Source organism: Mesorhizobium sp. ArgA1, assembly GCF_053714375.1.
Genome location: NZ_JBSKBQ010000008.1, coordinates 19,596 through 46,116, shown reverse-complemented (window position 1 = coordinate 46,116; position 26,521 = coordinate 19,596). Strand labels below are relative to the sequence as shown.

General features: G+C 63.4%; 14 protein-coding genes and 1 tRNA gene. 5 read left to right on the top strand and 10 right to left on the bottom strand.

Annotation, left to right across the window (positions count from 1 at the left end; translation table 11 throughout):
• Positions 1-89 precede the first annotated feature (89 nt).
• The 3 genes from ACWGTI_RS18445 to ACWGTI_RS18435 form a co-directional block, all read right to left on the bottom strand.
• A complete protein-coding gene (locus ACWGTI_RS18445) occupies positions 90-1,403 on the bottom strand; it encodes a homoserine dehydrogenase (protein WP_454588434.1) in 1,314 nt (437 codons plus the stop codon).
• A gap of 48 nt (positions 1,404-1,451) precedes the next feature.
• On the bottom strand, positions 1,452-2,669 hold the full coding sequence (locus ACWGTI_RS18440; RefSeq protein WP_023681615.1) for an LL-diaminopimelate aminotransferase: 1,218 nt from the start codon (positions 2,667-2,669) through the stop codon (positions 1,452-1,454).
• Positions 2,670-2,759: 90 nt separating this feature from the next.
• On the bottom strand, positions 2,760-3,224 hold the full coding sequence (locus ACWGTI_RS18435) for a hypothetical protein (protein ID WP_454588433.1): 465 nt from the start codon (positions 3,222-3,224) through the stop codon (positions 2,760-2,762).
• Positions 3,225-3,267: 43 nt separating this feature from the next.
• On the opposite strand from ACWGTI_RS18435, the gene phaC reads away from it, so the two are divergent.
• The 4 genes from phaC to ACWGTI_RS18415 all read left to right on the top strand — a co-directional run bounded on the left by phaC (position 3,268) and on the right by ACWGTI_RS18415 (position 7,541).
• Positions 3,268-5,103 (top strand): class I poly(R)-hydroxyalkanoic acid synthase, encoded by a 1,836-nt coding sequence (phaC, locus tag ACWGTI_RS18430; protein ID WP_454588432.1) that lies wholly within the window; start codon positions 3,268-3,270, stop codon positions 5,101-5,103.
• A 359-nt stretch (positions 5,104-5,462) separates the two neighbouring features.
• Entirely contained in the window at positions 5,463-6,611 is a 1,149-nt protein-coding gene (locus ACWGTI_RS18425; RefSeq protein WP_454588431.1) for a YcbK family protein, read from the top strand.
• Positions 6,612-6,714: 103 nt separating this feature from the next.
• A tRNA-Glu gene (locus ACWGTI_RS18420) sits at positions 6,715-6,789 on the top strand.
• 182 nt (positions 6,790-6,971) lie between these two features.
• Complete coding sequence (locus ACWGTI_RS18415) at positions 6,972-7,541, top strand: hypothetical protein (RefSeq protein ID WP_454588430.1); 570 nt, start codon at positions 6,972-6,974, stop codon at positions 7,539-7,541.
• A 285-nt stretch (positions 7,542-7,826) separates the two neighbouring features.
• Here ACWGTI_RS18415 and ACWGTI_RS18410 read toward each other — a convergent pair whose 3' ends face one another.
• The 4 genes from ACWGTI_RS18410 to ACWGTI_RS18395 are packed head-to-tail and all read right to left on the bottom strand — an operon-like array spanning position 7,827 to position 19,493.
• The gene (locus ACWGTI_RS18410) at positions 7,827-13,640 is read right to left on the bottom strand and encodes a DEAD/DEAH box helicase (protein WP_454588429.1); all 5,814 of its coding nucleotides are present in this window, start codon (positions 13,638-13,640) and stop codon (positions 7,827-7,829) included.
• Between the two features lie 23 nt (positions 13,641-13,663).
• Complete coding sequence (locus ACWGTI_RS18405) at positions 13,664-15,793, bottom strand: hypothetical protein (RefSeq protein WP_454588428.1); 2,130 nt, start codon at positions 15,791-15,793, stop codon at positions 13,664-13,666.
• Complete coding sequence (locus ACWGTI_RS18400) at positions 15,790-18,306, bottom strand: hypothetical protein (RefSeq protein WP_454588427.1); 2,517 nt, start codon at positions 18,304-18,306, stop codon at positions 15,790-15,792. The genes ACWGTI_RS18405 and ACWGTI_RS18400 overlap by 4 nt, the downstream gene beginning before the upstream one ends.
• Positions 18,303-19,493, bottom strand: a complete 1,191-nt coding sequence (locus ACWGTI_RS18395; protein ID WP_454588426.1) for a DNA cytosine methyltransferase — start codon at positions 19,491-19,493, stop codon at positions 18,303-18,305. Before ACWGTI_RS18395 ends, ACWGTI_RS18400 begins: the two co-directional genes overlap by 4 nt.
• A 225-nt stretch (positions 19,494-19,718) precedes the next feature.
• Between ACWGTI_RS18395 and ACWGTI_RS18390 the strand changes: the two genes are divergently transcribed.
• Positions 19,719-20,150 (top strand): very short patch repair endonuclease, encoded by a 432-nt coding sequence (locus tag ACWGTI_RS18390; RefSeq protein ID WP_454588425.1) that lies wholly within the window; start codon positions 19,719-19,721, stop codon positions 20,148-20,150.
• Positions 20,151-20,345: 195 nt separating this feature from the next.
• On the opposite strand, the gene ACWGTI_RS18385 is transcribed toward ACWGTI_RS18390, so the two are convergent.
• Genes ACWGTI_RS18385 through ACWGTI_RS18375 form a run of 3 tightly spaced genes read right to left on the bottom strand, consistent with a single transcriptional unit; the run spans position 20,346 to position 26,274 of the window.
• Complete coding sequence (locus ACWGTI_RS18385) at positions 20,346-23,285, bottom strand: DEAD/DEAH box helicase family protein (RefSeq protein ID WP_454588424.1); 2,940 nt, start codon at positions 23,283-23,285, stop codon at positions 20,346-20,348.
• Positions 23,285-25,084 carry a phospholipase D family protein gene (locus tag ACWGTI_RS18380; protein ID WP_454588423.1) on the bottom strand — a complete coding sequence of 600 codons (1,800 nt, stop codon included), beginning with the start codon at positions 25,082-25,084 and terminating at the stop codon, positions 23,285-23,287. Before ACWGTI_RS18380 ends, ACWGTI_RS18385 begins: the two co-directional genes overlap by 1 nt.
• A complete protein-coding gene (locus ACWGTI_RS18375; RefSeq protein WP_454588422.1) occupies positions 25,081-26,274 on the bottom strand; it encodes a DUF6361 family protein in 1,194 nt (397 codons plus the stop codon). Before ACWGTI_RS18375 ends, ACWGTI_RS18380 begins: the two co-directional genes overlap by 4 nt.
• Positions 26,275-26,521 lie beyond the last annotated feature (247 nt).

The following is a 26,521-nucleotide window of genomic DNA, read 5'->3' as shown; positions in this document are numbered from 1 at the left end:
TCAAAGCTCCATGACAAGGGCAAGACTTGCCGTGTCAATTTTTCGAAATTGCAGCAATATCAATCGATTAAGGGAAAGATGACTTCCCTTCACCCTGCCCGCTCGATACGGATGACCTGCGGCTTGTCGGTCAGATGGCCGTCCTTGGTGATGCCGTCGACAGCCTTGCGCACTGCCGCTTCCGTCGTCTCGTGGGTGACCAGGATCACTGTCTTCTGCGCGTCGGTTTCCGACCCGGCCGCGTGCTGGACGATCGACTCCAGCGAAATGTCGTTGTCGGCCATGCGCTTGGCGATCGCGGCAAAGACGCCGATGCGGTCATGCACTGTGAGCCGGATGAAATAACCACCGGCATGGCTGCGCATCTGAGCCTTCTTGTAGGGGCGCAATTCCTTGGCCGGCAGGCCGAAAACCGGACCGTGCTGGAAACCCGGCCGGCTCTTGGCGATGTCGGCGATGTCGCCGACCACCGCCGAGGCGGTGGCGTTGCCGCCGGCGCCGGGGCCGGAGAGCAGAAGCTCGCCCAAAATGTCGGTTTCGATCGCCACCGCATTGGTCACGCCATGCACCTGCGCGATAACCGAAGCGGTCGGTACCATGGTCGGGTGCACGCGCTGCTCGATGCCGCTGTCGGTGCGCTGGGCCACGCCGAGCAGTTTTATCCGGTAGCCGAGGTCGCCGGCGGCACGGATGTCGGCCTGGCTGATGTTGGAAATGCCTTCCATGTAGATGTCGTTGGCGGCAATTTTGGTGCCGAAGGCCAGGCTGGTCAGGATCGACAGCTTGTGCGCGGTGTCATGGCCCTCAATGTCGAAGGTCGGGTCAGCCTCGGCATAGCCCAGCCGCTGCGCGTCCTTAAGGCACTCGTCGAAGGAAATACCCTCGGCTTCCATGCGGGTCAGGATGTAGTTGCAGGTGCCGTTCAAGATGCCGAAGACGCGGGTGACCGAATTACCGGCCATCGCCTCGCGCATCGTCTTGATGACCGGAATGCCGCCGGCCACCGCCGCTTCATAGTTGAGCAGCACGCCCTTCTTCTCGGCGATTTCGGCGAGCGCCACGCCATGCTTGGCCAACAGCGCCTTATTGGCGGTGACGACATGACGCCCAGCCTCAAGTGCTGCCTTGACCGACGAGCGCGCCGCCCCTTCGTCGCCGCCGATCAGTTCGACGAAAACGTCGATATCGGCGGTCTGCGCCATCTTGACCGGATCGTCGAACCATTTGGCTGCGCCGAGATCGACGCCGCGATCGCGCCTGGGGTCGCGGGCCGAAACGGCGGTGACAACAACATCGCGGCCACATTGCCGGGTCAGTTCGGCCCCCTTGTCGCGCAGCACGCGCACGACCGACGCGCCGACGGTGCCGAGACCCGCAATTCCAACACGCAACGCTTCAGCCATGTCCGGCGACGCCCCTCAAAATCTGCTCAAATAGGATGTGCCGCAGGCTTAGCGATGCGCGGCGAGCGGCACCACATTGTTCGGCTGCTTGGCACTGGACGCCAGGAACCGCTTGATGTTGCGCGCCGCCTGCCGGATCCGGTGCTCGTTTTCGACCAATGCGATGCGCACATGATCGTCGCCATGCTCGCCAAAGCCGATGCCCGGCGCCACCGCCACGTCGGCGTGCTCGATCAGGAGCTTGGAAAACTCAAGCGAACCGAGATGCTTGAACGGCTCTGGGATCGGCGCCCAGGCGAACATCGAGGCCGCTGGTGCGGGAATGGTCCAGCCGGCGCGACTGAAGGCGTCGACCATGACGTCGCGGCGCTTCAGATAGACCTCACGCACTTCGGCGATGTCGGCGCCATCGCCATTCAGCGCATGAGCCGCCGCGACCTGAATTGGCGTGAAGGCGCCGTAGTCGAGATAAGACTTCACCCGGGTCAGCGCCGAGATCAGCCGCTCATTGCCGACGGCAAAGCCCATGCGCCAGCCCGGCATGGAAAAGGTCTTCGACATCGAGGTGAACTCGACGCAGACATCGATGGCGCCCGGCACCTGCAGCACCGAAGGCGGCGGATTGCCGTCGAAATAGATCTCCGAATACGCAAGATCCGACAGGATGATGATGTCGTTCTTCTTGGCGAAGGCGACGACGTCCTTGTAGAAATCGAGCGATGCGACCAACGCCGTCGGGTTCGACGGATAGTTGAGGATCAGCGCCAGCGGCTTTGGGATCGAGTGACGGACACCGCGCTCGAGCGCCGGAATGAATCCGTCATCCGGCTCGACCTGCAGCGAGCGGATGACGCCGCCAGACATGATGAAGCCGAAAGCATGGATCGGATAGGTCGGGTTCGGGCACAGGATCACATCGCCGGGCGCGGTGATCGCCTGCGCCATGTTGGCGAAGCCTTCCTTCGAGCCGAGCGTGGCCACCACTTGCGTATCGGGATTGAGCTTCACGCCGAAGCGACGCTGGTAATAGGCCGCCTGGGCGCGGCGCAGACCGGGAATGCCGCGCGAGGAGGAATAGCGATGCGTGCGCGGATCGCGCACCACTTCGCACAATTTGTCGACGATCGCCTTCGGCGTCGGAAGGTCCGGATTGCCCATGCCAAGGTCGATAATGTCGGCGCCGCGCGAACGGGCACTGGCCTTCAGCCGGTTGACCTGCTCGAACACGTAAGGCGGAAGCCGGCGGACCTTGTGAAATTCTTCCATGTCAGTTCCAGACGATTAGAATTGGCTTTGGCAGAGTTGGCTTGGCTAAGCGGACCTTGGAAAAGGCGGCTTTCGGCGCGCCATATAGCTCTATTTGCAGGTAGGGTCGAGGGCGGGGTCGCATTTGGCTTCGATCTGCTTCAGCGTGTCCTTGCCATGGTTCTTCGCCAGCGAGTTCAGGGCCGCCGGGCTTGTGGACGGGACACCGCCGCCGCCCTTGGCCGCTTGCCCCTGCTGTTCGCCCTTTAACAGGGCAAGCTTGGCCTGGGTCTCCTCAGGCGTGAGCTGCTTTGCCGCCACCTGCGGTGGGATGTTGAGATTGGGATAGGAGCCGGTGTCCTGGGCGCCCTGGGTCAGGCCGACATTCATCCCGTTGCCGGTGTTGGCGCTCGTGCAACCGCCTGCTGCCAGCAGACCCGGCGCCAGACACGCGATCGCAACAGCGATGCGGCAAGAGCGACCTGCTCCCGAATAAATGGTCTTGCCGGTGTTAATCGTCATATTGTTTTCCTGGCAGCCGGGGTACAGCACATTGGACCCGGTCAGATGTCCCATGATAATATGTCAAGAAAACGCCTCGGGAGGAACCCCGCGAGCCATGTCCCAAGCACCTGATTCGAGCAAAGCGGAAGATGATCAATCTTCGACCGTCGAGCAATATCTGGTGAAAGACCCGGAACGCTTCGCGTTGAACATGGCGCGCATGGTCGAGCAGGCCGGCAAGGCGGCCTCCGCCTGGGCCGAGCCGCGCGAAAAGGGTGAGGTGCGCGATCACGTCGCCGAGCCCGTGGTCGACATGGTCAAAACCTTTTCCAAGCTCTCGGAATACTGGCTTGCCGACCCGCAGCGCGCGCTGGAAGCGCAGACGCGGCTGTTCGCCGGCTACATGACCGTCTGGGGCAACGCCATCCAGAAGGTCAGTCCGAACGCCGAGGCGCCGGACGATGCGGTCAAGCCCGAGCGCGGCGACAAGCGCTTCCAGGACCCTGAATGGGGCCGCAACGCTTTCTTCGATTTCCTTAAACAGGCCTATCTCGTCACCTCGCGCTGGGCATCCGACCTGGTCGACCACGCGGAAGGGCTCGACGAGCACACCCGCCACAAGGCCAGCTTCTACGTCAAGCAGGTGTCCAACGCCATCTCGCCGTCGAACTTCATCCTGACCAATCCGGAGCTGTTTCGCGAAACCGTCGCCTCCAATGGCGAAAACCTGGTACGCGGCATGAAGATGCTGGCCGAGGACATCGCCGCCGGCAAGGGCGACCTGAAGCTGAGGCAGGCCGACTATTCGCCCTTCGAGATCGGCAAGAATGTCGCGACATCACCCGGCAAGGTGGTCGGGCGTAGCGATGTCGCCGAGATCATCCAGTACGATCCGACGACCGAAACGGTGCTCAAACGCCCGCTGCTGATCTGCCCGCCCTGGATCAACAAATACTACATCCTCGATCTCAACCCCCAAAAATCCTTCATCCGCTGGGCTATCGAGCAGGGCCACACCGTGTTCGTCATTTCCTGGATCAACCCCGACGAGCGCCACGGCGCCAAGGGCTGGGAGGCCTATATCCGGGAGGGTCTGCAATACGGCCTCGACATGGTCGAGAAAGCCACCGGCGAAAAGGACGTCAACGCCATCGGCTATTGCGTCGGTGGTACGCTTTTGGCGGCAGCCCTCGCGCTCCTCGCGCAGGAAGGCGACAACCGCATCAAATCCGCGACCTTCTTCACCACGCAGGTCGACTTCACCCACGCCGGCGACCTCAAAGTGTTCGTCGACGAGGACCAGGTTGCGGCTGTCGAGAAATCGATGAACGAGAAGGGCTACCTCGACGGCACAAAGATGGCGACCGCCTTCAACATGCTGCGCTCGGGCGACCTGATCTGGCCCTATGTCATCAACAACTACATGCGCGGCAAGGATCCCCTGCCCTTCGACCTGCTCTACTGGAACGCCGATTCCACCCGCATGGCGGCCGCCAACCATTCCTTCTATCTGCGCAACTGCTATCTCGAGAACAACCTCACGCGCGGCGTGATGGAGCTCGCCGGCCGTACTGTGTCGTTGGCCGACGTCACCATCCCGGTCTACAACCTTGCGTCGAAGGAAGATCACATCGCGCCGGCGCTGTCGGTGTTCCTCGGTTCGCAATATTTCGGCGGCGACGTCGAGTATGTGATGGCCGGCTCCGGCCACATTGCCGGTGTCGTCAACCCGCCGGCAGCCAAGAAGTACCAGTACTGGACCGGCGGCAAGCCAATGGGCGATTTTGGCCAGTGGTTTGCCTCGGCGGTGGAGCATCCCGGCTCCTGGTGGACGCACTGGCAGCACTGGATCGAGACCCAGGACGACACCCTCGTTCCGGCCCGTAAACCGGGCAAGCATATGAAAACCCTGGGTGATGCCCCCGGCACCTATGTTAAGGTGCGTGTGTAACGGCGGCGCCTGTTGAAGGTGCCCTTCTGTAACGGAATGTAATGTCTGGTGAGTTGACGGGCCGCCAAAACGGGGCGAAATGGTGTCGTCAACCATCAAGACGCCTCAATTCGCCTCCAACGAGCGATTAATTCAGAGGCTTGCAGAATTGACACAAGTCTCGTTTCCGGTTTGGGAACACTAGGGTATTGGACGTGAACGTTTCGACGCCGCACCAATAGCCGGCAGACCGGACACCGAGGGGGAATTTAGTTTTGAAATCAGTAGGTTCGCGTCTCGCGGGGAGAGAGGGTCGCACCGTTGCGGCAGCGCTTTTCTCCGTGCTTCTGGCGTCCTGCACCTCCGCCGGCGACCCGACAATGTCCGTCGGCATGCCCGGCTACAACTCCACTGCTTCCGACATCGCGGCGGCTTCCGCCACCAGCCCTGCAGCTCCGGGCGATTCGACCGCGCAGGTCACATCGACTGCGCAGGTCACATCGGCAGGGCCGCAAATGATGATGACGGCCGCGGGCGATGCTACGCTGCCCGAGCAGGTCGCCTATGTGCCGATAGCCAAGCCCGGCACCAGCTTCCCGGTCAACGTTCCCGCCAGCGCCGAAACCATCGTCGGCCAGACGCCGCAGGCGCTGCAACAGCCGGCGCAGACCGCGGCCGCAACGGACGGCGTGGCGCAGAAGGTTGCGGCCGCCGATGCCGGCGTGACCGCACCGAAACCGGCGGCCGCAGCCCCTGCGACCAACGAGGTCTACGTGACGGCCGCCGCACCCCAGCAGGTCGACGCGCCGAAGAAGGGTTTCCTCGCTTCGCTGTTCAGCACCGCACCAGCCTCGGCTGCACCCGCTCCGTTGATCAGCTCCCGATCGGGCGAACAGCCGGCGGTTGCTGCGCAGCCCAAGGCAGCGCCGGCAAAACCGATCGTCACGCTGGCTTCGGCCAGTTCGGCCGACAAGCCGGTGCAGCTTGCTTCGCTCGGCGACGACAGCAGCAACCACATCACCGGCAGCGATGCGCTGCCCGGCGTGCGCCAGACGGCACTGTTCGAGATCAAGCGCAAATCCGGCATCGATGATGAAAGCGACGTCGATTTGAACGAAGACGAGGGTTCGGGCGGCGCCTATCAGGTGGCTTCCGCCGCCGGCCTCGCCCGGCTGGCGCCCAACGGCCTCTTGAAGCAGAACGAAAGCGTCGACGTCGCCTGCCTGAAGCCGTCCCTGGTGCGCGTGCTGAAGACCATCGAGGGCCATTACGGCCGCAAGATGATGGTCACCTCCGGCTACCGCGATCCCGCCCGCAACCGCCGCGCCAACGGTGCGAAAAATTCGTTGCACATGTATTGCGCCGCCGCCGACATCCAGGTGCCGGGCGTCTCGAAGTGGGAGCTGGCGAGCTACATCAGGACCATGCCCGGCCGTGGCGGCGTCGGCACCTACTGCCACACCGAATCCGTCCACGTCGATGTCGGCCCCGAGCGCGACTGGAACTGGCGCTGCCGCCGGCGCGGGTAAGTTTTTCTCCGCTCTTACCCAGTGTTTGAAAAAAGTTGTCGCATGTGGCCGCTGATGGGTTGCCGGTTGGCACCAACGCAATTATAAGCCGCTTCGTCTGAGCGCGCCCATCGTCTAGCGGTTAGGACACCGCCCTTTCACGGCGGTAACAGGGGTTCGATTCCCCTTGGGCGTACCAGTCTTTTCAATGAGTTAGCCTTTTCAGCAAAGTTTGGTCCCGATAAGAGACCCGAAAACCAGCTGCCATCGTCGTCCGAATCAAACTGATGTTTTCAGTAGAAGGACAGGGTTCGACTGAAATCTTGCCCCAAGCCACCGCTATGCCGATTAACCAGAAACGGCAGGCAAGCGGATAATCCAATGGCCCGCAGAACAAAGCGCCCGAAGAAGCCCGGAGAAGAATACACACAACTTGCCATCAGAGTGGAGCGCTGTGACGCGAGCGTCGAAGCCGCTGTCAATTACAACGTCTACGCGCCGGAAACGGCTTGGAACTCGGACGATGACGACCCACTGTATCGGTGCGTTTCGAGACTAACCATCGCGGGAGTGTCCAGCTATCCAGAGGAGCGGGCGGGCGAGACCTACGAGGTCACAATCTATGGCGACAACCTTGGCTCGGGCGATATTCGCGCGACCCTCAAAGATGTGCAGGAGCGGGATAAGCACGGATCGCCCAAATACCGCCACTACCGCGGCAGGCAGATCCCGATTTACAACCCACCGCCGGGCATCGGGCTCATTGACAAGATCCGCGGCGAGCCACGCTGGACTGCGTGGCTTCGAGTTTCCCCACACTATACGAGCGACGCTCTCGCTTTGCTGCGCAACGGGCGACAACTGTTCCTAGCGATCCACGAGTTCAAAAAGGGCCGTAAGCGCTGGGTTCGAAGCGTCAGCTTGCAAACGACTGACCCCGCAGAGGAATAGCCCACGGTTGAGTGCGCTCCGCACGCTCCTACCGAGGCGCCGTGTTTCCCCCGGCCGGGGATCAACCTTCACACGGGAGGCCTTGCAGGTCCAATCCCCGCATCGCCAACCATCAATTTCCTCCCTAAAATCAAGTAGTTGATGAGACCGACTGGGCGACGACCGAAAATAGGCTTCACCACTCGGGTCGCCACCGTGGCCGCCAGATCCTTAGTTCGCAACAGCCTGACGCACCCGCAGGGCGGCTAGCTAACTCAGCTCATCGCCCCTCTAGCCGCAAACAGGTTAGTCCACGAGCGCGAGCTCGATAGCGCGCAAAGGGCGCCGCTCAAGGTTAAAGCTGTCGACGAAGCGCACTGCCGCCCCTCCGCTTAGCCTGCGACCGAAATCGCCATCGGTCCGCCATAGCGGATTGACTATCAAGAAGGTGTTCCCGCCCGGATGCCGCTCCCGAAGCGCCGGCAGACCGGAGGGCTGGTGGAGCTCGCCGACAAGTGAGTCCGGGCGCATGCCCGCCACCGCATCAGCAAGCGCCAACGCGCGGGCATGCCAGCCCTTCGTCTCAGGAAGCTCCTGGTCCTTCGGATCCAGGCCAACGGTATAGCCCGGCACCACCAACGCGCGCAGATATGCGAGGCCAAGCCGCCAGTCGAGTAAGCCATGGTAGGAGCGGTTCCCGTACCGCTGGATGCATCGATAGCACGATGTCTGGCACCGCGCGGCATGCTCACCTTCATCGTTATGCCTGAGGAAGTCCACAAGCGGCCATTTGGCGCCATCTGAGAGGATTTCGTGAACCAGGTGCACGATGTGCGGGATTCCATCGCTTCGGTCTTCGCCGAGGCGCCGACACAAGCCGGAGCCGTTGATCAGCGAGTCCGCCATCTGCAGCATCGGCCTACCTTCGCGCAGGCGCGGTTCGAGCGCCTCGAACTCGTCGGACGCGACATCGAGGTCGAGCGCCGCCTTCTGGACAAGAATTTGGGTGGCGCTGATCGCGGCGGCCCGCGTGGGCAAATGGCTATGGCCGCCCTTCCTTGCAACGCGGTCCAGCGTGAGGCGCCTGTCAAAAGCCATCAGTTCAAGATAGAGCGCGTGCGTCTCCTTTTTGGCGATGAGGCCGAAAGTTCGCTCACTGGTCGGATCCGGCACCCACCGACCTGGCGGAGTCAGCTGTCCAATCTCGATCGCCTGCGATGCAGCGAGCGTGGTCAGTGCCATCCTGGGGACTCGGACAACGAGATCCTCGGCCTCCTGCACCGTAAAACGCGTCGGCTGGCCGACATCATCGTCGACGCCGTCGTTCAGCTGCATGATGGTCACACCGGCACCGCGCCTAAGGCGCAAGTGTCCAGCATCCACGGGCTCGCCGTTGTGCAGCACCGTCGCGACAGTTCGCACCGCCATGCGGCCGACCGCGTCAAGGTCGGCACCTGAAGGATGGAAGTCCGTCCTGAACGCCGCGGGCGTAACGTAATCATTGAACTGGTCCGGTTCGATGTCGACACCGCAGTCATCGCACGGCTCTGGGCTGCCCGGCCGCTCCTGACTGTATTTTGCCGATCCGCATGCCGGGCACAGCGCCACCCGATGCTCCGACTCTTTCCAATGGGAGAGGCCCGCCAGCGACATGTCCTTGCCGCGTCGTTCCGGCGGCGCGAGCGTTCCAGAAAACCCAATGACCTTGTGCCGCTGCTTGTCCTTGGTAAGCACCGACCCGGGAGCGAACTCGAAGACGGCGGTATCCAGATCGCGGTCCATGGTGGACCAGTCATAGTCGGTGTCCTTTTCGTCGGACTCAGGACGCAGGCCGAGGTACAGCTGCCGCACGCGCGTTGGCATCCCATACATGGGCAGTAGGCCGCGCTCGGCGAGGAACTGCGCCAACCCTTGACGGTTCGCTGGCTTGAACCGCCTCTGGCTTTCGATCTCGTCGATTAAGTAGTCGGAGGTGACCTTGGCGCGTATCCTCTCGCGCTGGGCCACATCGATGCAGGCCGCTTCGACGAACGCATCACGCACCCCGACGGTCGCGTTGAGCGCAGCGCGGAGCCTACCTTTCCAATCGGCGCTTTCAGGGTCGTCGTAGTAGTCGTCTGTCGGGACGTACTCGCCATGCACGTCGGGCGGCACCAGCAGGTCCCCAGGGTATGTTCCTCCGGCATCGACGTAATCGTCGCGCACCTTCTGGAAGGCCGAGCGCATCCAGACCTTCGTCAGAAGGCGCTCCGGGATCGGATCGTGCCCGGTCGCCAAGAACGGCGGCGGCGGCGGGTCGCCAGTAATCGCGGCCGGGTGGGCGTAATAGTAAGCATCGTGGCTCCGCCCTCGGCAGAATGTAATGACGAATGAGAAGGCTTGGCCGCGACGGCCGGCGCGTCCGACCCTCTGCTGGTAGTTGAACCGTTGCGGTGGCATGTTCGCCTGGTAGACGGTCTGCAGCGAGCCGATGTCGATACCCACCTCCATGGTGGTGGTGACCGACAACATGTCGATTTCGCGGGCGAGCCGTGCCACCTGACCCAGCTTGTCGACGAAAATGCCCTTGAATTTGCGCAACCGATCCGAGAAGTCGTCCGTCTGTCCCGTCAGCTCCTCGCACCTCAAGCGGAACCGGGCGACCTCATCTTGCTTCCCGCGCACGATGCGCCGCCCCAGGAAATTCGCCTCCCAAAGCTCCTCGACAGGCCCAGTCCTTTCGCTGGACAAGTCCTTGTAGCACCGTGTGCATTTGCCGACCCCGCGGTGGAGGTGGACGCGTTCGCACGATGCGCAACGCCAGTAGGGATCGCCCGGCTGCGCGATTCTCAGGAAGACGCGGCCCACCTGCACGATGCCGTTGACGTGTCCGCATTTTCCGAACTCCGTCAGCACGTCGTCGAGTTCGGGTAGGGCATTGGGCCCGTGCAGCGCGTTTGCGAAGCGCCGCACCCGGTTCGTCGGGGGCACCTTCGAGCCCCTATCCCATTCGGTGGCCCGGGTGTCGTCGAAGAACTTGTTCTCTTTGACGCGCGTTGCGCTGGCGAACACTCGCAGCCAAGCGTCTAGCTTGTCGATTGCAGGACCGGTATCCCGGCTGATGGATGGATAGGCTAGCCCGGTCTCTTCAAGCGCGAAGAACGTGTTAGCGAATATGACATCGTCGACGAGCTCCATAAGCTCGCGCTCGATCAATATGCCAAGCTCCCTTTGCTGGGTGTCATCCAGCCACGGAGCGTAAGTCACGACATCGTCCGACTTCTCGAACGCCTCGTACCAGGGCCGCCGCTGATACGGCTTGCGGCCGACCTCGTCGAAGGGATGGATGCCGAGGTTGACGTATTCCTCAATGAGGGCGCCTACGCCCTTGGACGCATCCTTGTAACTGAATAGGCGTTCAAGCTGGACCTTGTGGTTGTCGGTCGAGACCTGCGGGTCGTGAGCCTGGCTGCCGAGTTGAGCGAAAATCTTTGCGGCGCCTGCGTGATCTCCCGCCTGCATCAGCCTTCTTGCCTCCTCGAGGGCCGCCTCCGTGTCAAGCGCGCCGGCCGCCACCCGGGCCAGATAGTCGCGAGCCACGGTTACGAGGATCTCTCGCCTCAGGTCGCGCAAATGCAACCGCTCGATTTCGAGAGACTGGTTTGCGGCATCCTGCCGGCTGTCCGAGAAAACGATGCTCTTGGCCTCTGCGCCAACTGCGTATAGCAGTTCGAACAGCTCGGTGGCGACGAGCTGCGATGCCTTGCTGACACCAGTGCGGAACGCGCGGATCGGCGAGCGCGAGCGTGATGCCGTCGGGCGGTTAGAGTAGTCAGTCCCGCAATTTGGGCAACAGAACGGTTGCGCGCTGCGTCGGCCATTGGGCGCCGCAGCAGCATTCTGGTGATATAGCCGCCCCTCGATGCGACCAGCGGGGACGTTCTCCCCAAGCGCGACGACGCCTGATGCCGGGTCGAGGTGCGCCACCTCCCAGCAGTCCCAACCCCGACCGTCGACCTGTGGCGCCTCGCGGCTAGGCCAGAAGACCGCGAACTGATCGAACGACATCTTGTCGTAATACTCGGCCGCCGCTCTTTCTGGCAGGTTCTCGAGCTCAGCCGTCGACGGCAGCAATTCCGTGGCGCTGTGCGTTCCGACCTGACGGCCACGTTGGCCGCCAAGCAGCAGGTCGCCGCAGGCCTCGCAATACAGCAACTCAAACAGTCGTCGGCCGCGGACCTGTCCAGCCTCGGGCTGCCCATGGGAAAGCCCTCGCTCGACGCTAAGGTCTACGAACCTTACCTTCCCGTCATCTACAACAGGAGCGCCGAAGAGTCCCTCCACGTTCCTGACAAAAGAATGGATCCTGAAAGAAGGAGTGCCCTGCTTGACACCGCCCTGCCATTGAGCGCTCTCCGGCAACGCGCGGGCCAGCATCAGCCCTCGGACAGCATACTCTCCGCCCTGTCCGCCGAACAGCCTGGTCGCCACCTGTTCGATACTGGTCGCGCGCACCGCCTCGCCTTGCCTGCAGGCGCTGGTAATGAACGCGGCCGCCGCTTCGGCAATGCGCGCCACGCGCCGGTCGCCGGTCTCCGTGACACCGAGAGCTTGGCCTACCTCGTCGATCGCAGCATCTAGCTCGCTGGATCCGGACACCCTGGCGACGAAACCCGTTCCATCGGGCCGCGCCGCCTGGAGGAGCCGGACGAACGGCTGAGGATCGACATCGCCACCATCCCAATCCGGGATGTCCGGCTCGCCCTTGATTACGCACTCCGTCCAAATGCTCTCGCCAGTACTTCCGGGATCTCCCGGGCCAACGCTTGTCCCAAACGGAGCGAACAGATCGCGCAGGTACCGCTTGGATTGCACGCCAGGCTCGCCATCCATCGGGAGCGACGCTGACGAGGCGAGGATCCGCAATTTGTGACGGTGGTCAGGCTGGTCGAGGCCAAGCCGCTGGATAAGCGACTTCACGAGGAACGATACCTCGGTTCCGGCCGATCCGCGGATCAGGTGCAGTTCGTCGAACACCAAGTAAAAGTAGGCGTCGTCGTTCTCCTGCAGCCAGACCTTCGTTTTCTCGAAGATGGACTCCTCAACTTCGCGCGACAGCATTGCTCCAAGCATCGAAGCGTTCGTGACGAGCAGGTCAGGCGGCGTCGCCTGCATATCCCACCGAGAGAGCATCTCGCCTCCATCGAGCGAAGGAAAGATGAACCGCGTCTTGTCGGGCGGCCGTCGGCCCTCCGCCTCAGCCTTGGCCCGCTCGAAATCGTCGTGGATGCGCGCCGCCGCCTGGTCAGCGGCCGCCTTACGCATGGCGGCCCGCAGCTCGCGTCCGCGGCGTTGTCGACGCTTCCTCTCAGGTTCGAATGCGGATAGGCGCGGATGGGCTTCATAACCCGTAACCCGCGTCGACGACGTGTACTGACCAAAGAAAATGCGATTGCCTTCAAATCGCTCGTCCATGACCTTCCTGGCCTCGTTGGAATCGAGCGTGCGGCGCAGTCGCACCATCTGGTCCTCGACAAGCGCGTTCATCGGATAAAGCACCAAGGCCCGCATCGCCGCCGGTCGGTTCTCGCCCTGGCGCTGCGGGCTCCACCGAGTCCGGTCCCGCTCCCACCAAGGGCTGGCCAAGTAGCCTGCTGTTGGCCTGGACCAGCCGACCGCCTCGCGCGACATGGCAGCAAGGATCGGCAGCATGAAGCTTTCCGTTTTGCCCGAGCCCGTGCCCGAGGTTACGATTCCAGGGTGCCCGGGCTTAATGCCACGCTCCAGCATCTCTATCTGATGCTTATACGGCTCATACAGCCCCGCCCGCCGCACCTCGCCGGTCGCGTCCTTGCCGTCGAAAAGGCCGGAAAGAGCGAGCTCGGCGAACGCCACCTGCACCGAGCGTGGAAGGCCGGCGAGCGGGCCATCCGCCACGCCGACCATCTTGTCGATGGTGAGCACATGCGTCCGGTATCGCAACACTGGCTCGATAAACGACGCAGTAGCGAAGACGTTTGCCTTCTTGAGCAGCCGCCGCCGTTCTTCAGCGACAGATCGGTCAGCGATGCGAAAGCTGGTTTCAATATACGAGATAAAGAAATCCCTGATGCGGTCAAAGCCGCCGATCGGATCAAGCACAATATCCCCCCGTTATGCTGTCTTTAGCCCGCCTGCCCGAAGATCGAGCGGGCGAGGTCGATGGCGAGCCGGCGCGCCTCGCCGTCGTCGCTAAGAAGCGTCCTGGCCTCCGCGAATATCCGCGCAGCCCGCATCGCTTGGCCGACACTAGGCTTGAAGCCTAGCTTGGGGACGATCTGGGCGGCCCCCGAAAAGTCTTTGGGCACGGCGCCTGCATCCAGCGCGGCTACGTCGAGTATCGCCGGATCAAGCGCCATAGGCGCGGCAAAGGCGGCGCCCTCTACGAGCATGCCTTCTGCATCGATCCATGGGACGTCGTCAGGCAGCGCCGCGACCTCTTCATGGTTGCGGTCGGAAACGGTGCAGCAAACGAGGAGCCCCCGAGGCAGCCCTCCGCCGCGTACCGTGTCGCGCAGCGTGGGCAGCCAGAATCTGGCTCCTGAGCGCTCGATGTCCCTTATGACAACCAACACTGCGCCGAATGATGCGGCAGCAGCCGCAGCCGCTACGAGCGTCGGAGCGCCGCTGCCCGGGCGGGACCAGAGGTCGTCCAGCGAGATGAGTGTCGGATCGGCATCGACCACGGCGAAACGGCCGGGACAGAGCGCCGCCTCCGCGATCTGCAGGAAGTCCGCTGCGTCCGAGCCAGTGAGAATGGGGACCTCGCCCGCCAGGGTCAGCACTGCCAATCGACGGAGCTGATCCTTCCCGTTGTCGGTGAGGAGGAGGTTCTGAGCGATGGCGCGGCCCTTGTCGTGGGCGGGCACGATCGGCCGCTCGGGGAACCGCGGCCGGATGCCGTTCGCGGCGGCTGCCTTCGCCTCTGGCATCGCCGTTGCGGCAGGCGCGCCCAGCCTCTCCGCGATCGCAAGCAGACGGTCGACCTCAGCGGAAGCTTCGCGCAGCCGCGAACGTGCTTCCTCGGTGTCCGCCTTCACTAAGTCCAGTTCGCCAGCCGCCGCAAGCGTCGCGTCGCGAACCGCCGCCAGCGCGTCCCCCTGTCGGGCGATCTCGCGTTCCAGTTCGGATTTGCGCTCGCTGAAACGGCCGTCGAGTTCCTTCAGCTTCGCTTCGACAGCGTCGTTGGCCTCGCGTTCGCGGGCGGCAAGCGCTTGGCGGCGTTGATGGGCAAGCGCGGCGGCCTCGGTTGCGACCCGCTCAAGCGCCTCCTTCTTGTTCCGCTCTATCTCCTTGCCCAGATCTTCGATCAGTCGGGTCCGCTCGTCGGCGATCTCGCGCGCAAGTTCCCTCCGCAATCGATCCGCTTCGGCTCCGTGGCCCTCGCGCGCCCATTCCGCCACGGCCTCGCGCACGTCGTCATCGTGAAGCGCAGCGTCGAGATAGGCCTTCATGAGATCACGATCGGCGCGGAGGCGCTGGGCCAACTCTCCCGACCGAAGCGATGCCTCGGCCGCATCGTGGTCCATCGCTCCCGCAAAAACGCGGCCGGTCTGCTCCTCGTGGTGCATTTCAAGCCACGAGATCAGGTCAGCGATGTGTGGATCATTGGCATCGGACAGCGAGCGGATAACTCGCGCTACGTGGTCGGCCTCACTGGACCAGTCGAAGGTGCCCGTAGGTTCGCCCGTAGCCGGAAAGTAAATATCCTCTCCGTCGACTGGCACACGTACGACGAGGCGCTCGTCATAGCCATACCACCGCACCTCGCGCGCCGACTTGCCTGATATGCGCAGAGCGCCGTCCTTCCTGGCCTCGAGCTCGACGACTAGCACCCGACTCCCGGAAATGCGCAGTGCCCATAGCCCGGCGCGCTTGTTGCCTCTCCAGCCTTCGACAGTCAGCATGGCGCGATAGGTCGCGTCTTCGGCATCAGGCAGAATCCCGAACCGGGGGATACGTTTTAGGTGGGCAGCTTTGTACTCCGGTCCGCGCGGCCGCTGGTTCCGCGCCACCTCGAACTCGACCCAGTCGCCGGCAGCGAGACCCGCATGGGCGAGGCCAACAGTCTCGACAACTCCATCGCGGGGAAAAAGCCGCTTAGGCTCCTCAATAACATCGATGCCTCGTTCCCCCACGCGGCCTACGACGGACACCGTGCCATAGTTGCCTAGGCGGCGCGCAAACTGACCCACATACAGCTTCGATTCCGAGGCCGAAAGTGTCGATTGGGACAGATCGCTGTCGGCTTTCATACCTCGATGCTCCCTCCGATCCATAGCGGCCGACGCGAGCCGCGGCCGCGGCGGTAGCCTCGCGCGGGGTCCGCATCGCCCGAAAGACGCACCCCCTCTATCAACCCCGGCATCAGCCCGACCAGCCATCGGCTTTCATCGGGCGAAACTGCATAATCCCAGCCGTCGGTGGAAATCCCGCCGTTGTTCAGGCATTTCAGTCGCAGCGCCACGGCGACCTCCAGCGGCAACGCTCCCTCAGCCGGGATGCGCCTGATCCTGTCCCCATCAAGGCGAAAGAGCGGCAGGCCCGCTTGTAGGTGAGCATCAAGGACCGCCGCGTGGCGAGAGGTGAAGGTGCGCTGCCTTGCGCCAGTAACCCGGTACAAGTCGTGGTCCCGCCGGCCCGGGTGAACGAACCTGACTAGCGACACTGTTCCTGCCGATGAAGCGCCCGCGCGGAAGCGACCAAGCGACCAGTCCCAAGCGCCGGCGGCAACGTAGCTCTTTCCGACCACCGCAGTCTCGATAAGCCTTGCGGCGGCGTTTCCATCTGGAATCGGCGGCGCCTTGGCGACCGTCCAACCCAACGCATCGGCGAGCTTCGTTGCATTCACATGGAGCGCGCCGACAAGCGCCGGTGCCTGCGATCTCTCCAGCAACCTACGGAACGGAGTGCCACCTTGCAGCGCCACGGTCGCGCGAAATTCCTGCTCGAGGCGCGAGGGCAATGCGCCGGAGACCACCACTGCCGGAAGGGCATCGATCTTGATCTCGGCCAGAGTGGGATGCCCAAGCGTAAACACCCGTCCGCGCCATCGCTCGCGCAGTCTGCCATCAAGAAACGAGGATTCTTGAAGGGCGCGCAACATATCCCAAGTACGCCGCCGGACGGCGCGGTCGACGATCGCCACAGCTTCGCCTTCAGGGATCCCGCTCCTGCCGGATGCGTAGAGCGCCTCGAGCATGTCCTGGTGCTCGTACTGATGGTCGGCCCACGTGATATCTGCCAGTTGCAAGGGGTAATCGGACCGACCAGATGCCAGGCGCCATTCCGCCTGGCGCGGCTGCGAATAGGCAGCCGCCTCCAGGCTGGCGTGGGCCTCAGCCATGGGTACGAAGCTTGCGCGGCGAGACCAGCGGCCTTCGCTGTCGCCGATCGCGAAGTCACCATCGACCAGATGGTCGGCCCTAAGCGCTCCGTCAATGCAGGCGAGGGTTGAGGCGTTGTCGCCGGAAAGCGGCCTGACTTCGACATCTCCGGCCGCGCCCTCGACAAGGGGGAGGTAGCGTGGCCAACCAAGCCAGGCCTTGCCCACGCGCACGCCGCCAGCCAGGTCGATCGCGCGCACGATTTGCTCCGCATTGCGGATCCCGAGCTTGCTCAAAACATCAGCTATTACGCCCTGCGCAACAGGTGAGCTGGTGACGTGCCATGTGCCGGAGCGCTCGAAGCGCACTCCTGTGCTCGAAGCGGAACGGATATGGCGATCGGCAATCGCGAGATGGAACGGACCGCTGCCCATTGGAGGCTCGCCGACCGCGGACCAGCTGGCGAGGCCACTCGAACGAAAGAACAGGATGCCGCGCCTGATTGATGGCCCCAGGTTCTGGCTGCCCCCGAGGATCTGCGATACTACGGCATCTCCAAGATCTGGCGGAAACGACTGGTTCGATGCGCCGATGGTCTTGACCCAGTAGTGGCGCTCGCCATCTTCGTTGAACTCCATGAACAACGAGGCCTGCGTCGTCTCGTTATGACCTGCGAGTTGGCTAGCGAAGGTGACTAGGCGCCAGAACCTATGGTCTATTGAGGCGGCACCCGCTCGAAGTGCTCCCCTGAAGTCTTCGAACGCGCCCTTCAAACCGTATGAGACGGCGTTGCTGCGCACCAAGGGATCAAGGACGCGCACGAGCATCCCCGGATCCTCGGCTACATCGGGGTTTCGCTCGACCTGCCTGCGGAGCAAGGTGACATCGCGCTTGGTCGGGAATGACAGGTATCGCGTGTACCCAATATGGGTCCAAGTCTTCGGAATGTCGGGGAGCACAAGTCGACGGAAGGGCGCGCCTGACTCGACCCTGCCGTCGAGCCATGCAGCGAGCCCCACCCACATCGCGGCTATACCGCGCAGATTCATGAGAGACCGATGGGTGCCGAGCCATTGCGCAAGCTTGGCCCGGTATTGGCCCTGCCCCTCATATTCGCCGTCGAGCAGGCTGTCGACGAGTAGGCTAAGCGCCAGGATAGCCATGCAGTTGGGCACCTCAGAGGTGGTTGGCCAGTACCTGCCATACTGAAGGCACCAGTAAAGACGCCGGTCGTCGACCAGCGCCTGTTTGAAGGCGAGCTCGGCTTCGTCCGCCCGGTCGGGCGTGTGACCGCAATGCTTCGCGAGAGCTTCAGGTGTGATCTCAAATGATCGGATCGGATCCGCATTCCCGCTGTCTGCGCGCAAGAGCGCTCTCGTGAGGGTGTGTTCCCAGTCGCGCAGCGTTGCTGGGAAGTCCGATGTCGGCGCTGCCGCATTCATGCGAAGGCTTTTTTGTCGGGGGACAGGCCGACGACACCCTTGGCGTGGCTAGCTAGCGGCTCGAGCAGAGTGTCCGCCAGGAAACGAACTACCGCTGGGACAACCCCGTCGCCAATCAGTCGGAAGCACTCGCTGTAGGTGTTGGGGAGTATGAAGTCCTCGGCGAGGCCCATCAGTGAAGCGGCCTCGCGCTCCGAAAGCAGCCGCGTCCGCACTCTCTCGCCCTCGACCACAATGATCCTTGGCCTGGAGGCGCCGCCCTTTGGGGTGCGGAGGCAGCCCAGTGTCTTGCCGAAGGCGACCTCCGCTCGCTGGACATTTCCGTCCTTACCGTTGGGGCGCATCCTAAGATAGAGACTGCCAATCACAGGTTCGCCGACAGCCTTCGCCTCTGCGAGCCGGGTCAGCTGGGCTTCGGACATCATGCCTAGCAGCCGATTTGTGGCATCGTCGGCGTTCCATTCGGCATCGTCGCTGAGGTCAATGATGTCAGTTAGCTGGACGTTGTTTCCTGTTGGGGGATCGCCCGGGTTCCACCACACCCAGTCGGCCGCCTCGGCAGGTCCAAGCCCGGCGCGGGCGCGCAGAAGGATCTGCGTGTGCCAAGGGTTCATAGGAAGGTCAGCGTGGACTCCGGCTGGCAGTGGAACGTCGCGACGCATCGCGACAATGAACACGCGCGGGCGTGACTGCGGCACGAAATGGGAGGCATCGGCCATCAGCGCTCCGAAACGGTAGCCGATCTCGCTCAATGCTGCGCAGATAGCCTTAAAATCTGCGCCCCCGTTCGCATAGAGAAGGCCGACGACATTCTCGAGCGCGAGCAAAATAGGGTGACGCCCCTCCCCCGCAAGGGATCGGATGAGTCCTAGGAACGGCCATACCGCCCCCGAACGGGTCGCCGTATAGCCATGCGCCTCGCCGATACCGCGCTTGGCTCCAGCCTGGGACAAATCTTGACAGGGGAAGGATGCCCAAGCCAGATCGACCATTCCCTTGAGGTCGCTGGTCTGGACAACCGCCACGTCGCGTCCATCGAAGTCTTCTTTGCCCCAGTTTTCCGCGTAGGATATTTGCTTCAGCTTGTCGCAGTCATTCGCGTACAAGCACTTCCAGCCATCGCCGAGCCCCGCCCGGGCCATGCCCGCGCCCGCGAAAAATTCGTAATACTTGAAATTTGCCCCCAAGACTGCCCCCTAACATCAACGACTAGCATTCTCCTCACAGCCTGCGAAGCGATTTCTGCTATTCTTCACAATTAGCTTTGACTTGGATGTGACTTGTTGATGCAGGTTTAGAAACAGCTAACGATTCCCGCAAGCCTCGATAGCCCGTTTGGCGACGCCGTTGTTTTGCGGCAAGTTGCCGAAACGGCAGTTGCACATCTATCAATCGTAACCAACTTATTCGGCATGGCTGACAATATCTCTTCCGAAAAGCGAAGCTCGGTGATGCGCGCCGTGCGAGCAAAGGACACCTCGCCAGAGCGCCTTGTTCGGTCGCTTCTGCATCGATCCGGATACCGCTTCAGATTGCACCGTTCGGATCTCCCAGGAAAACCCGACATCGTTTTGCCCAAGCATCGGGCGGTAGTCTTCGTGCACGGCTGCTTCTGGCACTCTCATTCAGATCCGGCGTGCAAACGCGCCCGAATGCCGAAATCGAGAACCGAATACTGGAAGCCGAAGCTTGAGCGGAACGCAAGAAGGGATGCGGTTGCCGTCACCGAGCTTGGAGTCCGGGGCTGGCGAACAATGGTGGTTTGGGAGTGCGAGTTGGACGATATCGATGCCGTGAAGCGACGACTGGGGCAATTCCTTGGAGCAACGCTAGTTGGCGGTTGAATGTTTGACCCGACGACATCGACGGCCGGATGCAGAACGTCAGCACCGAGGTGATTGGACACGAACTCGAGGCTAGCGAAAGCAAGCGTTCCAAGGGACCTTCGTCTATGGACGGCGGTGCCAGTCAGAGGTTGGAGGTTCGGCCCCCGCCAGCTGCTCCATTTCTCACGTCTCTCCCGACGCCTAGCGTTCGCATCAGGCTGATGGAGCGGAAAAGCGCGAGATCGCCGATAGGTCGATAGCGAGACTTCGGACATCGGTCTCGTCGGCGCCCAAGCGCCGGAGCATGCCTACGAACGCATCCGGATCCGGCTGTCCGAGTGCGAGCCGGTAGTAGAGCAGGTCCTGAAGCATTCTCTCGCGACGTGCCGCCCTCAGGCTGAAGCGCCAGTCGAAGCTGACGCTAGTCGGCCGCCCGCTCTCAGGCAGCCACCAGCGTTCCAGACCGGTCCGGCCATCCTTCACCTGACGGGCGAGCTCGATAAGGCTGCCGAAGGGACTCCCGGTGTCAGCCCGCGATAGGGCCTCCTCGCCGTGCCTGCGTGCCAGGGACTGGCGCACCGCGAGACTGCCGTAGCGCGCGATTCGTCCCTCGCGCTGCTCGAAGTCAACCGGGTCGCTGGGGAGGTCCCAGTGAACGATCCGGCTGCACCATAGGTGAAAGTCCAGTCCTTCCTGACCGATCGAGGTCGTACAAAGCATGTGCGGCCAGAAGGGCGAGTTGAACGCGAGGCGCAGCGTGTCGCTACGAACGCGCTTGCCTTTCTTCTTGCCGCCACGGCTCTGATCTCCGCCGGCGAAGGGCGACACTGCTTGGACCGGCACGCGATGCTTCGTCCTGCCGCGGCGGAACTGCACCAAGCCTGGACGATCGAGCAAGCTCGCGGAGAGCTGATCAATGATCTTGATTCCCTTCGCGTCGCCGAACTGGCCAAGCAGTCCCATCTGCTCGTCGAGGACCGCCTCGAAGCCTCCCTTCAGCATCGCTTCGCCAAGTGCGTCTGGATAGCGCTTGCGCTTGCTGGCAGCAATTATCAGCTCGGCGAAGGTCCGGTGACCGAGATATGGCCTCAGGTTGTCCCACGCGAAGGCAAAAACTCGCTGTCTCTTGCGAGAGGTGTCCTGCGGCACGCGGTGTCGGGCGACGCATCGCGCGATGATCGAGCCCGGGGACGAGAGGAGATACTCCGCCAGCGCGGCGAGTTCGGCGTGGGAGATACGGAAGATCTGACCCAGCGTTTGCCAGTCCTTCGCCTTGGCACCCCGGCTCGCCCTAGAGGCTAGCGAAGAGACGCGTTGGTAGGAGGACATGGAGAGGGCGCGCTCGACGCCGGCGGCCACGATCCACGTCGGTCGCTTCTCGCGACCGTCAAGCTTGATGCCTCTGCCGCGCAGATAATCCTCGAGCTGCCTTCGCGCGTCCGCACGTACCGTAGCGACCGATGCATCTACCGATTTTAGAGGCTCGACCGCGAGGGAAAGATTCGGCCATGGCATGAACAGGCCGACGAGCGCCCCAGTCTCGCTGCCCCCTGGACGGAGGAGCGGTGTGGGCGCCTTCTCCTTCTGCTTGCGCAGCCCGCCGGCGAGGTGGATCGACAGCAGGGCGGAGATCGCGGTGGGCGCACCGCGCCACTTGCTAAAGAGCAGCGTCTTGCCCGGCAGCAGCCTCTTGGTGGACCACGGCCCCTCGAGCTTCCACCAACCCACGGTCGGCGGCTGCCATGGCAGCGACAGGTGCGCCGCGTCGCCGGCCATCTCGGAGAGTTGTCGGAGCTGAGGATGTGCGAAGGCACCGCGGCCGGATCCCGCCTCGATCGGGGCCGGCTTCGCAGCGGTCAGGACGTCCCACACCTTGTAGCCGTGCATCGTCTGAGCGGGATAAGGGATCGAGCTCCACATCGCCGGAGCCCAGCCGGCGAACTCGCTGCCCGATGTCTCCGCGAAGTGCTTGAACAGGACGAGGTCTTGCGCTTCGATCTCCACCTGCCGGCTCCTACGCTCGAACAAGTCCTCCTCGTGAACCAGCGCGCGCTCCGTGCGCGCCATCAAGGGTCGGAGCAGCCCCTCCAGGCGCAGCTTCGCCGCATGGACCGACTGGCGTATTCCGTGGGCAGTCCCGCCGGTGCGGAGCGCGTCGTGATATTCGCGGAACGCGCCCTCGACCAAGGCCTTGTGGTCTCCGTCGTCCGCAAGGAACCCGACTAGGTCGATTAGGGAGCGATAGTGGTCGACGGGATGGATCTCCTCGCCGTCGAGCCGGCGCAACCGGTAGGGCGTGGCCGAAAGCAGCAGCACCGCCGGACGGTCTTCACCTCCGATGAGCGCCTCGACGAGTAGTCGGTGCACTCGGGCACGCTCGTACTTCAGCCGCACGTCCGATTGCTCCGGCCTCGGAAGTATGAGGTCGGCGTAGCGGTGGAACTCGTCGAGGATCACCAGATCGGGCTTCACCGTTCTGGACCGGAGCGCCGCGAGTGCGAGGACGGAGCGGAAGCGGGCGACGAACTCGACCACATCGACGTCGTCGCGGTCCAGCCAAGCGAGGACGGCCCTCTCGACCTTGCCGGTCGGGCAGCCGAAGATGTCGCGCATTGCGCGTTCGATGCCGATGGCGGTGTAACCCTTCAGGTTTCCGCGCTCCTGGAGTAGCCGGCGCCCATTCCCCGGACGGTCGCGGTCGAGTTTCAGCACGACGGAGCGGAGCAACGGGAAACGGTCGAGCGCAGACCGGATCAGCTCTCGCTCCGCCTTTCGCCCCGTCCTCGGCCCCGGCTTCCAGCCTGGAAGGCTCGTCTCCGGCGTGAAGGTGAAGATGCGGAAGCCCTTCCCTTCCTGGGGCGGGGCTCCGGGTACCAGGGCGAGCCGGTCCTCGCCGGCGTCATACTCCTTCTCATCGATGTCGGTGAGCGAGACAAACTTCGGTCTGTTTTGCCCCGCGATCTCCAGACTGGGGCACATGTACATCACGTTCAGTCGCTTGCGGCTCGTGCGCAATTCCTTAGCGATGGTACGCGCGATTACGGTCTTGCCGAGGCCGACCTCGTCCGCGACCAAGAAGCGCCTTGGGCCGCTGGCCTCCAGGGTCTGGCGCGCCACCTCCACCGTGCGCCGTTGGAAGGCTGCCAAGTCCATCAGCCCACTCCATGCACGGCGCCATGGACCGCCTGGAGGAAAGGTTGGACGTCGTCGAGGTCGTCGAGCGCCGCCCGCCTTTCCTCCTCGTCTGGGAGCGCCTGAAAGGCCTCCCGGAAGGATTCGAGCATCGCCATCATGCTCGTGATGCGGCCCTCAAACGCCCGCGGATCGCGGGCCCAAGCGGAGAGCATGGTTTCAAGGGTGAACATTTCGGAAAGCCGTGGGGCAACTCCGGGCTCCCTGCCCGGGCGCGGCTCCGACCATCGCTGTCCCGCCGTCCCGTCCACACCGTCGAGCAGCGATCTGAGCCAGTCGCGGAACCTGCTCGCCCCGACGTAGCGTACGAGCAGCGCCCGGTCGCGGCGCTCTTCGTCCATGCCCTCGACCGGCAGCGAGAGCACCCAGCTCCGCTGGATCGCTGGATCGCCGAGGCTGCTCGCCCGGAAAGCGACAAGCGATGTCTGCTCGCTCAGCGTCACCACGCCCTTGAGCAAACGGACTGTCCGGACGCCACTGCCCAGATCCACCCAGTCATCCGGCTCGAGGAAGGGCGACGCCTCGAAGCGGGCAGACGCGAGCGCCTTGTCGGCACTTCCCCCGATCCGCAGCAGCAGCCCTTCCTCGTCGTACGCGAGACTGAAATCGCATTCGAGTAGCATCGAGATCTGCTCGTCGAGCTTTCGCCTCGCGCGCTCGTGCTCAGCGAGCTCCTCATCGATCTCAACCTTGCGGAACTCGAAACCCGAATGGACGAACTCGTGCAGGGTGTCGGCGAGCACGGGATTCCTCAAGTCGAGGATGGCGACCGCCTCGGCGTTCGGCCCGATCAGCCCGCGCTCCGTCAAGTTGGCGCTGCCCAGCATGAGCGCGGTCCTGTCCCCTTTGGTGACGGCGAGGAGCTTCGCGTGGACGCCTGCCGGAAGCAGCTCAGTGAACTCCCCGACCTTGTCGTCGATCTGCTGCTCGACCGAGACCTCCGTCTCGGGTTCCGGCACTGTAGCAGTGCGGAAGGCGACGCCGCTGACTGGAGAGCAGTCGCAGGCCGCCATGTCGGTGGTGAGCAGCGTAACCTTGGCGCATCCAGCCTTAAGAACCTCAGCCAAGCCAGTACGGTCGATGAATGGGCTGACCGCGCTCGCCCGCTCGCCGCGACCGAGGAGCGGCGCCCCGACGAACCTGCGCGTCTCGCCCGGTCGGCGCCAGAGGAGGCTGCGCACTGTGACGCCTGGCGGCGCCACCCATCGCGCCATCCGGAGCTCCTCGAGTTCGTCCGGCGTAAGGCTGGCCTCCCGGAGGAGATCCCGCGCGAGGCTGGAGATATCCGGGACGGACCGCGCTGACTTGTCGCGCGAGCTGACCAGGAGCAGACCGGCGTCGAGGTCGGAGGATCCCGTGAGGTTGCGGCTTCCGATCCAGAACCGCCATTGGACCGCGTCACCCTCGTAGCGGATGAGCGCGACCTTGGGATGCCAGCTCTGCTCGCGTTCGTTCGAGGCGATCGCGGAGACCATCGTGTCGAGCAGCGGGAGGACGGAGCGGTGCGCGCGCGGCGCTACGATCCGGCCGAGCTGGTGGATCACCTGGAGCTTGCCCCGCACGCGGTCGAACGCCTGGACGAGACCGAGCGGCGAGGTCTCGAACTCGACCTCCGCGTCCCCGCCGAGCGCGAGCACAAGCCCCAGCATGGCGATCAGATCGAGCGAATATGTCGCGACCACTGCGCGGGAGACGGTCTGGTCTTCATCCGGCCGCAGCGCGCCGAAGATCGACACGCGGTCATCTTTCCGGAAGCTCATCCGACGCTCCGCACGCACTCGATCATGTTGCGGACCACGGGCCACCGGTAGTCGAGTGGTATCGCGATCCCCTTGCGCCAGTCGGCGCGCCGCTTTTGGTTCAAGAGGTAGGCGCGGCCATCCTTGAGGTCGCGCTCGCGCGTCTCCAAAATCCGTATGATCGCCTCGAGCGGCTTGTCGGCGCGCACCCATTCGATGACTGCTTCGACGAAGCTGGCCAGACGCCCGTCGATGTGGGTCGCCTTGCGCAGTTCAGCGACGTCGAGCGCCAGGGCTGCATCCTGGTGCTCCGCCCGGAGTAGCGGAAGCGCCTCCGCGTGGGTACGATCATCGGTGCCGCGGTCCTGATTGCGCTTGGCCTCGACGAGGGCGGCGTAGGCGGCACGCGCGATGCAAGCGACCGAGGCGGCCCTTTCCGCCAGCAGCAGATCCTTCCGCTCCTGAACGGTCGCCACGTTCCAGATCTTCGCGGACCAGAGCGACTGCGTCGTCACCCCGGCCTCGGCCAGTCTGCTGAGAAGCGGCTGGGTCCCTCCCTCGCCAGCCCCCCGCCACTTGCAGCGGATGTAGTCGGCCTCCGAGCGCCGAAGGGCGAAGTCCAGTTGCCCCGACTTATTCGCCCAGCCCGGTGGTGGTCCGGGGAGATCTTCGAACAGCGTGGCAGTCCGAACCTTTCCGCCGTCGCCGTCGTCACGAGTGAGCAGGCGGGGCCAAAGACCTTGCAGCTGCACTTCAGTTGGGGCGCCGGTGATGCCAGCTACGGGGTTTGCCATCCGCCATGATCTGAGCGCGGTCCAGTAGATCGTGCTCGCACGGACCACCGGACGCTCGCCCGTCTGATACTTCATCCATCCTGAGATCCCCGAGTTCTGCAGCTCGCGAACCGTATCCATCAACCGCCTCGAGTAGCGGCGCTCGATCTCGAACAGACGGTCGCGGCTGAAACGCTCGCCGGCGGTCGACGCGAGCAGCTCCTGGTAGGCCCAAGCCACGAAGAATACGTAGCGAAGTTGCGCGTGCTGGACCGACGTCCCAGGAAAGAACCGATCAGCAAATGCGAAGTGTATTGGCGCGAACCCAAGCTCATCGCGAGTCCCGTCCGACGCGATCTTCGACAGATAGCGGGTCGCAGCATCGCGGTCGGCTTCCGATAGCATGAACCAGCCGACGACAGGACCAATACTAGCCATCGGACGACACTCGCTCTCGCCCAAGCACCTTCGATCTCGATCTATGCTCTTCGAATTGACGAGGATGAAGTTCGTCCAGCGTCGGATCCAAGCTCCCCATGGAAAATCCCTCCCGCTTGGCGAATAGGCCGGACGATCGTGGGATGGTCAAGTGTGGCGGTAGTCAGATCAGCATGTTTATCTAATTCTACAGCGCTCCAGGATAGCTACCATTGGCCGTCCTGCGACCAGTGCGACCGCTGCCAAC

What these genes read in the sequence shown, in the direction of transcription:
- ACWGTI_RS18440 (WP_023681615.1), bottom strand. Translation starts at nt 2,669, where the DNA reads ATGGAAGAATTTCACAAGGTCCGCCGGCTTCCGCCTTACGTGTTCGAG.
- ACWGTI_RS18405 (WP_454588428.1), bottom strand. Translation starts at nt 15,793, where the DNA reads ATGAAAGCCGACAGCGATCTGTCCCAATCGACACTTTCGGCCTCGGAA.
- ACWGTI_RS18415 (WP_454588430.1), top strand. Translation starts at nt 6,972, where the DNA reads ATGGCCCGCAGAACAAAGCGCCCGAAGAAGCCCGGAGAAGAATACACA.
- ACWGTI_RS18435 (WP_454588433.1), bottom strand. Translation starts at nt 3,224, where the DNA reads ATGGGACATCTGACCGGGTCCAATGTGCTGTACCCCGGCTGCCAGGAA.
- ACWGTI_RS18390 (WP_454588425.1), top strand. Translation starts at nt 19,719, where the DNA reads ATGGCTGACAATATCTCTTCCGAAAAGCGAAGCTCGGTGATGCGCGCC.
- ACWGTI_RS18425 (WP_454588431.1), top strand. Translation starts at nt 5,463, where the DNA reads ATGTCCGTCGGCATGCCCGGCTACAACTCCACTGCTTCCGACATCGCG.
- ACWGTI_RS18445 (WP_454588434.1), bottom strand. Translation starts at nt 1,403, where the DNA reads ATGGCTGAAGCGTTGCGTGTTGGAATTGCGGGTCTCGGCACCGTCGGC.
- ACWGTI_RS18385 (WP_454588424.1), bottom strand. Translation starts at nt 23,285, where the DNA reads ATGGACTTGGCAGCCTTCCAACGGCGCACGGTGGAGGTGGCGCGCCAG.
- ACWGTI_RS18380 (WP_454588423.1), bottom strand. Translation starts at nt 25,084, where the DNA reads ATGAGCTTCCGGAAAGATGACCGCGTGTCGATCTTCGGCGCGCTGCGG.
- phaC (WP_454588432.1), top strand. Translation starts at nt 3,268, where the DNA reads ATGTCCCAAGCACCTGATTCGAGCAAAGCGGAAGATGATCAATCTTCG.
- ACWGTI_RS18400 (WP_454588427.1), bottom strand. Translation starts at nt 18,306, where the DNA reads ATGAATGCGGCAGCGCCGACATCGGACTTCCCAGCAACGCTGCGCGAC.
- ACWGTI_RS18375 (WP_454588422.1), bottom strand. Translation starts at nt 26,274, where the DNA reads ATGGCTAGTATTGGTCCTGTCGTCGGCTGGTTCATGCTATCGGAAGCC.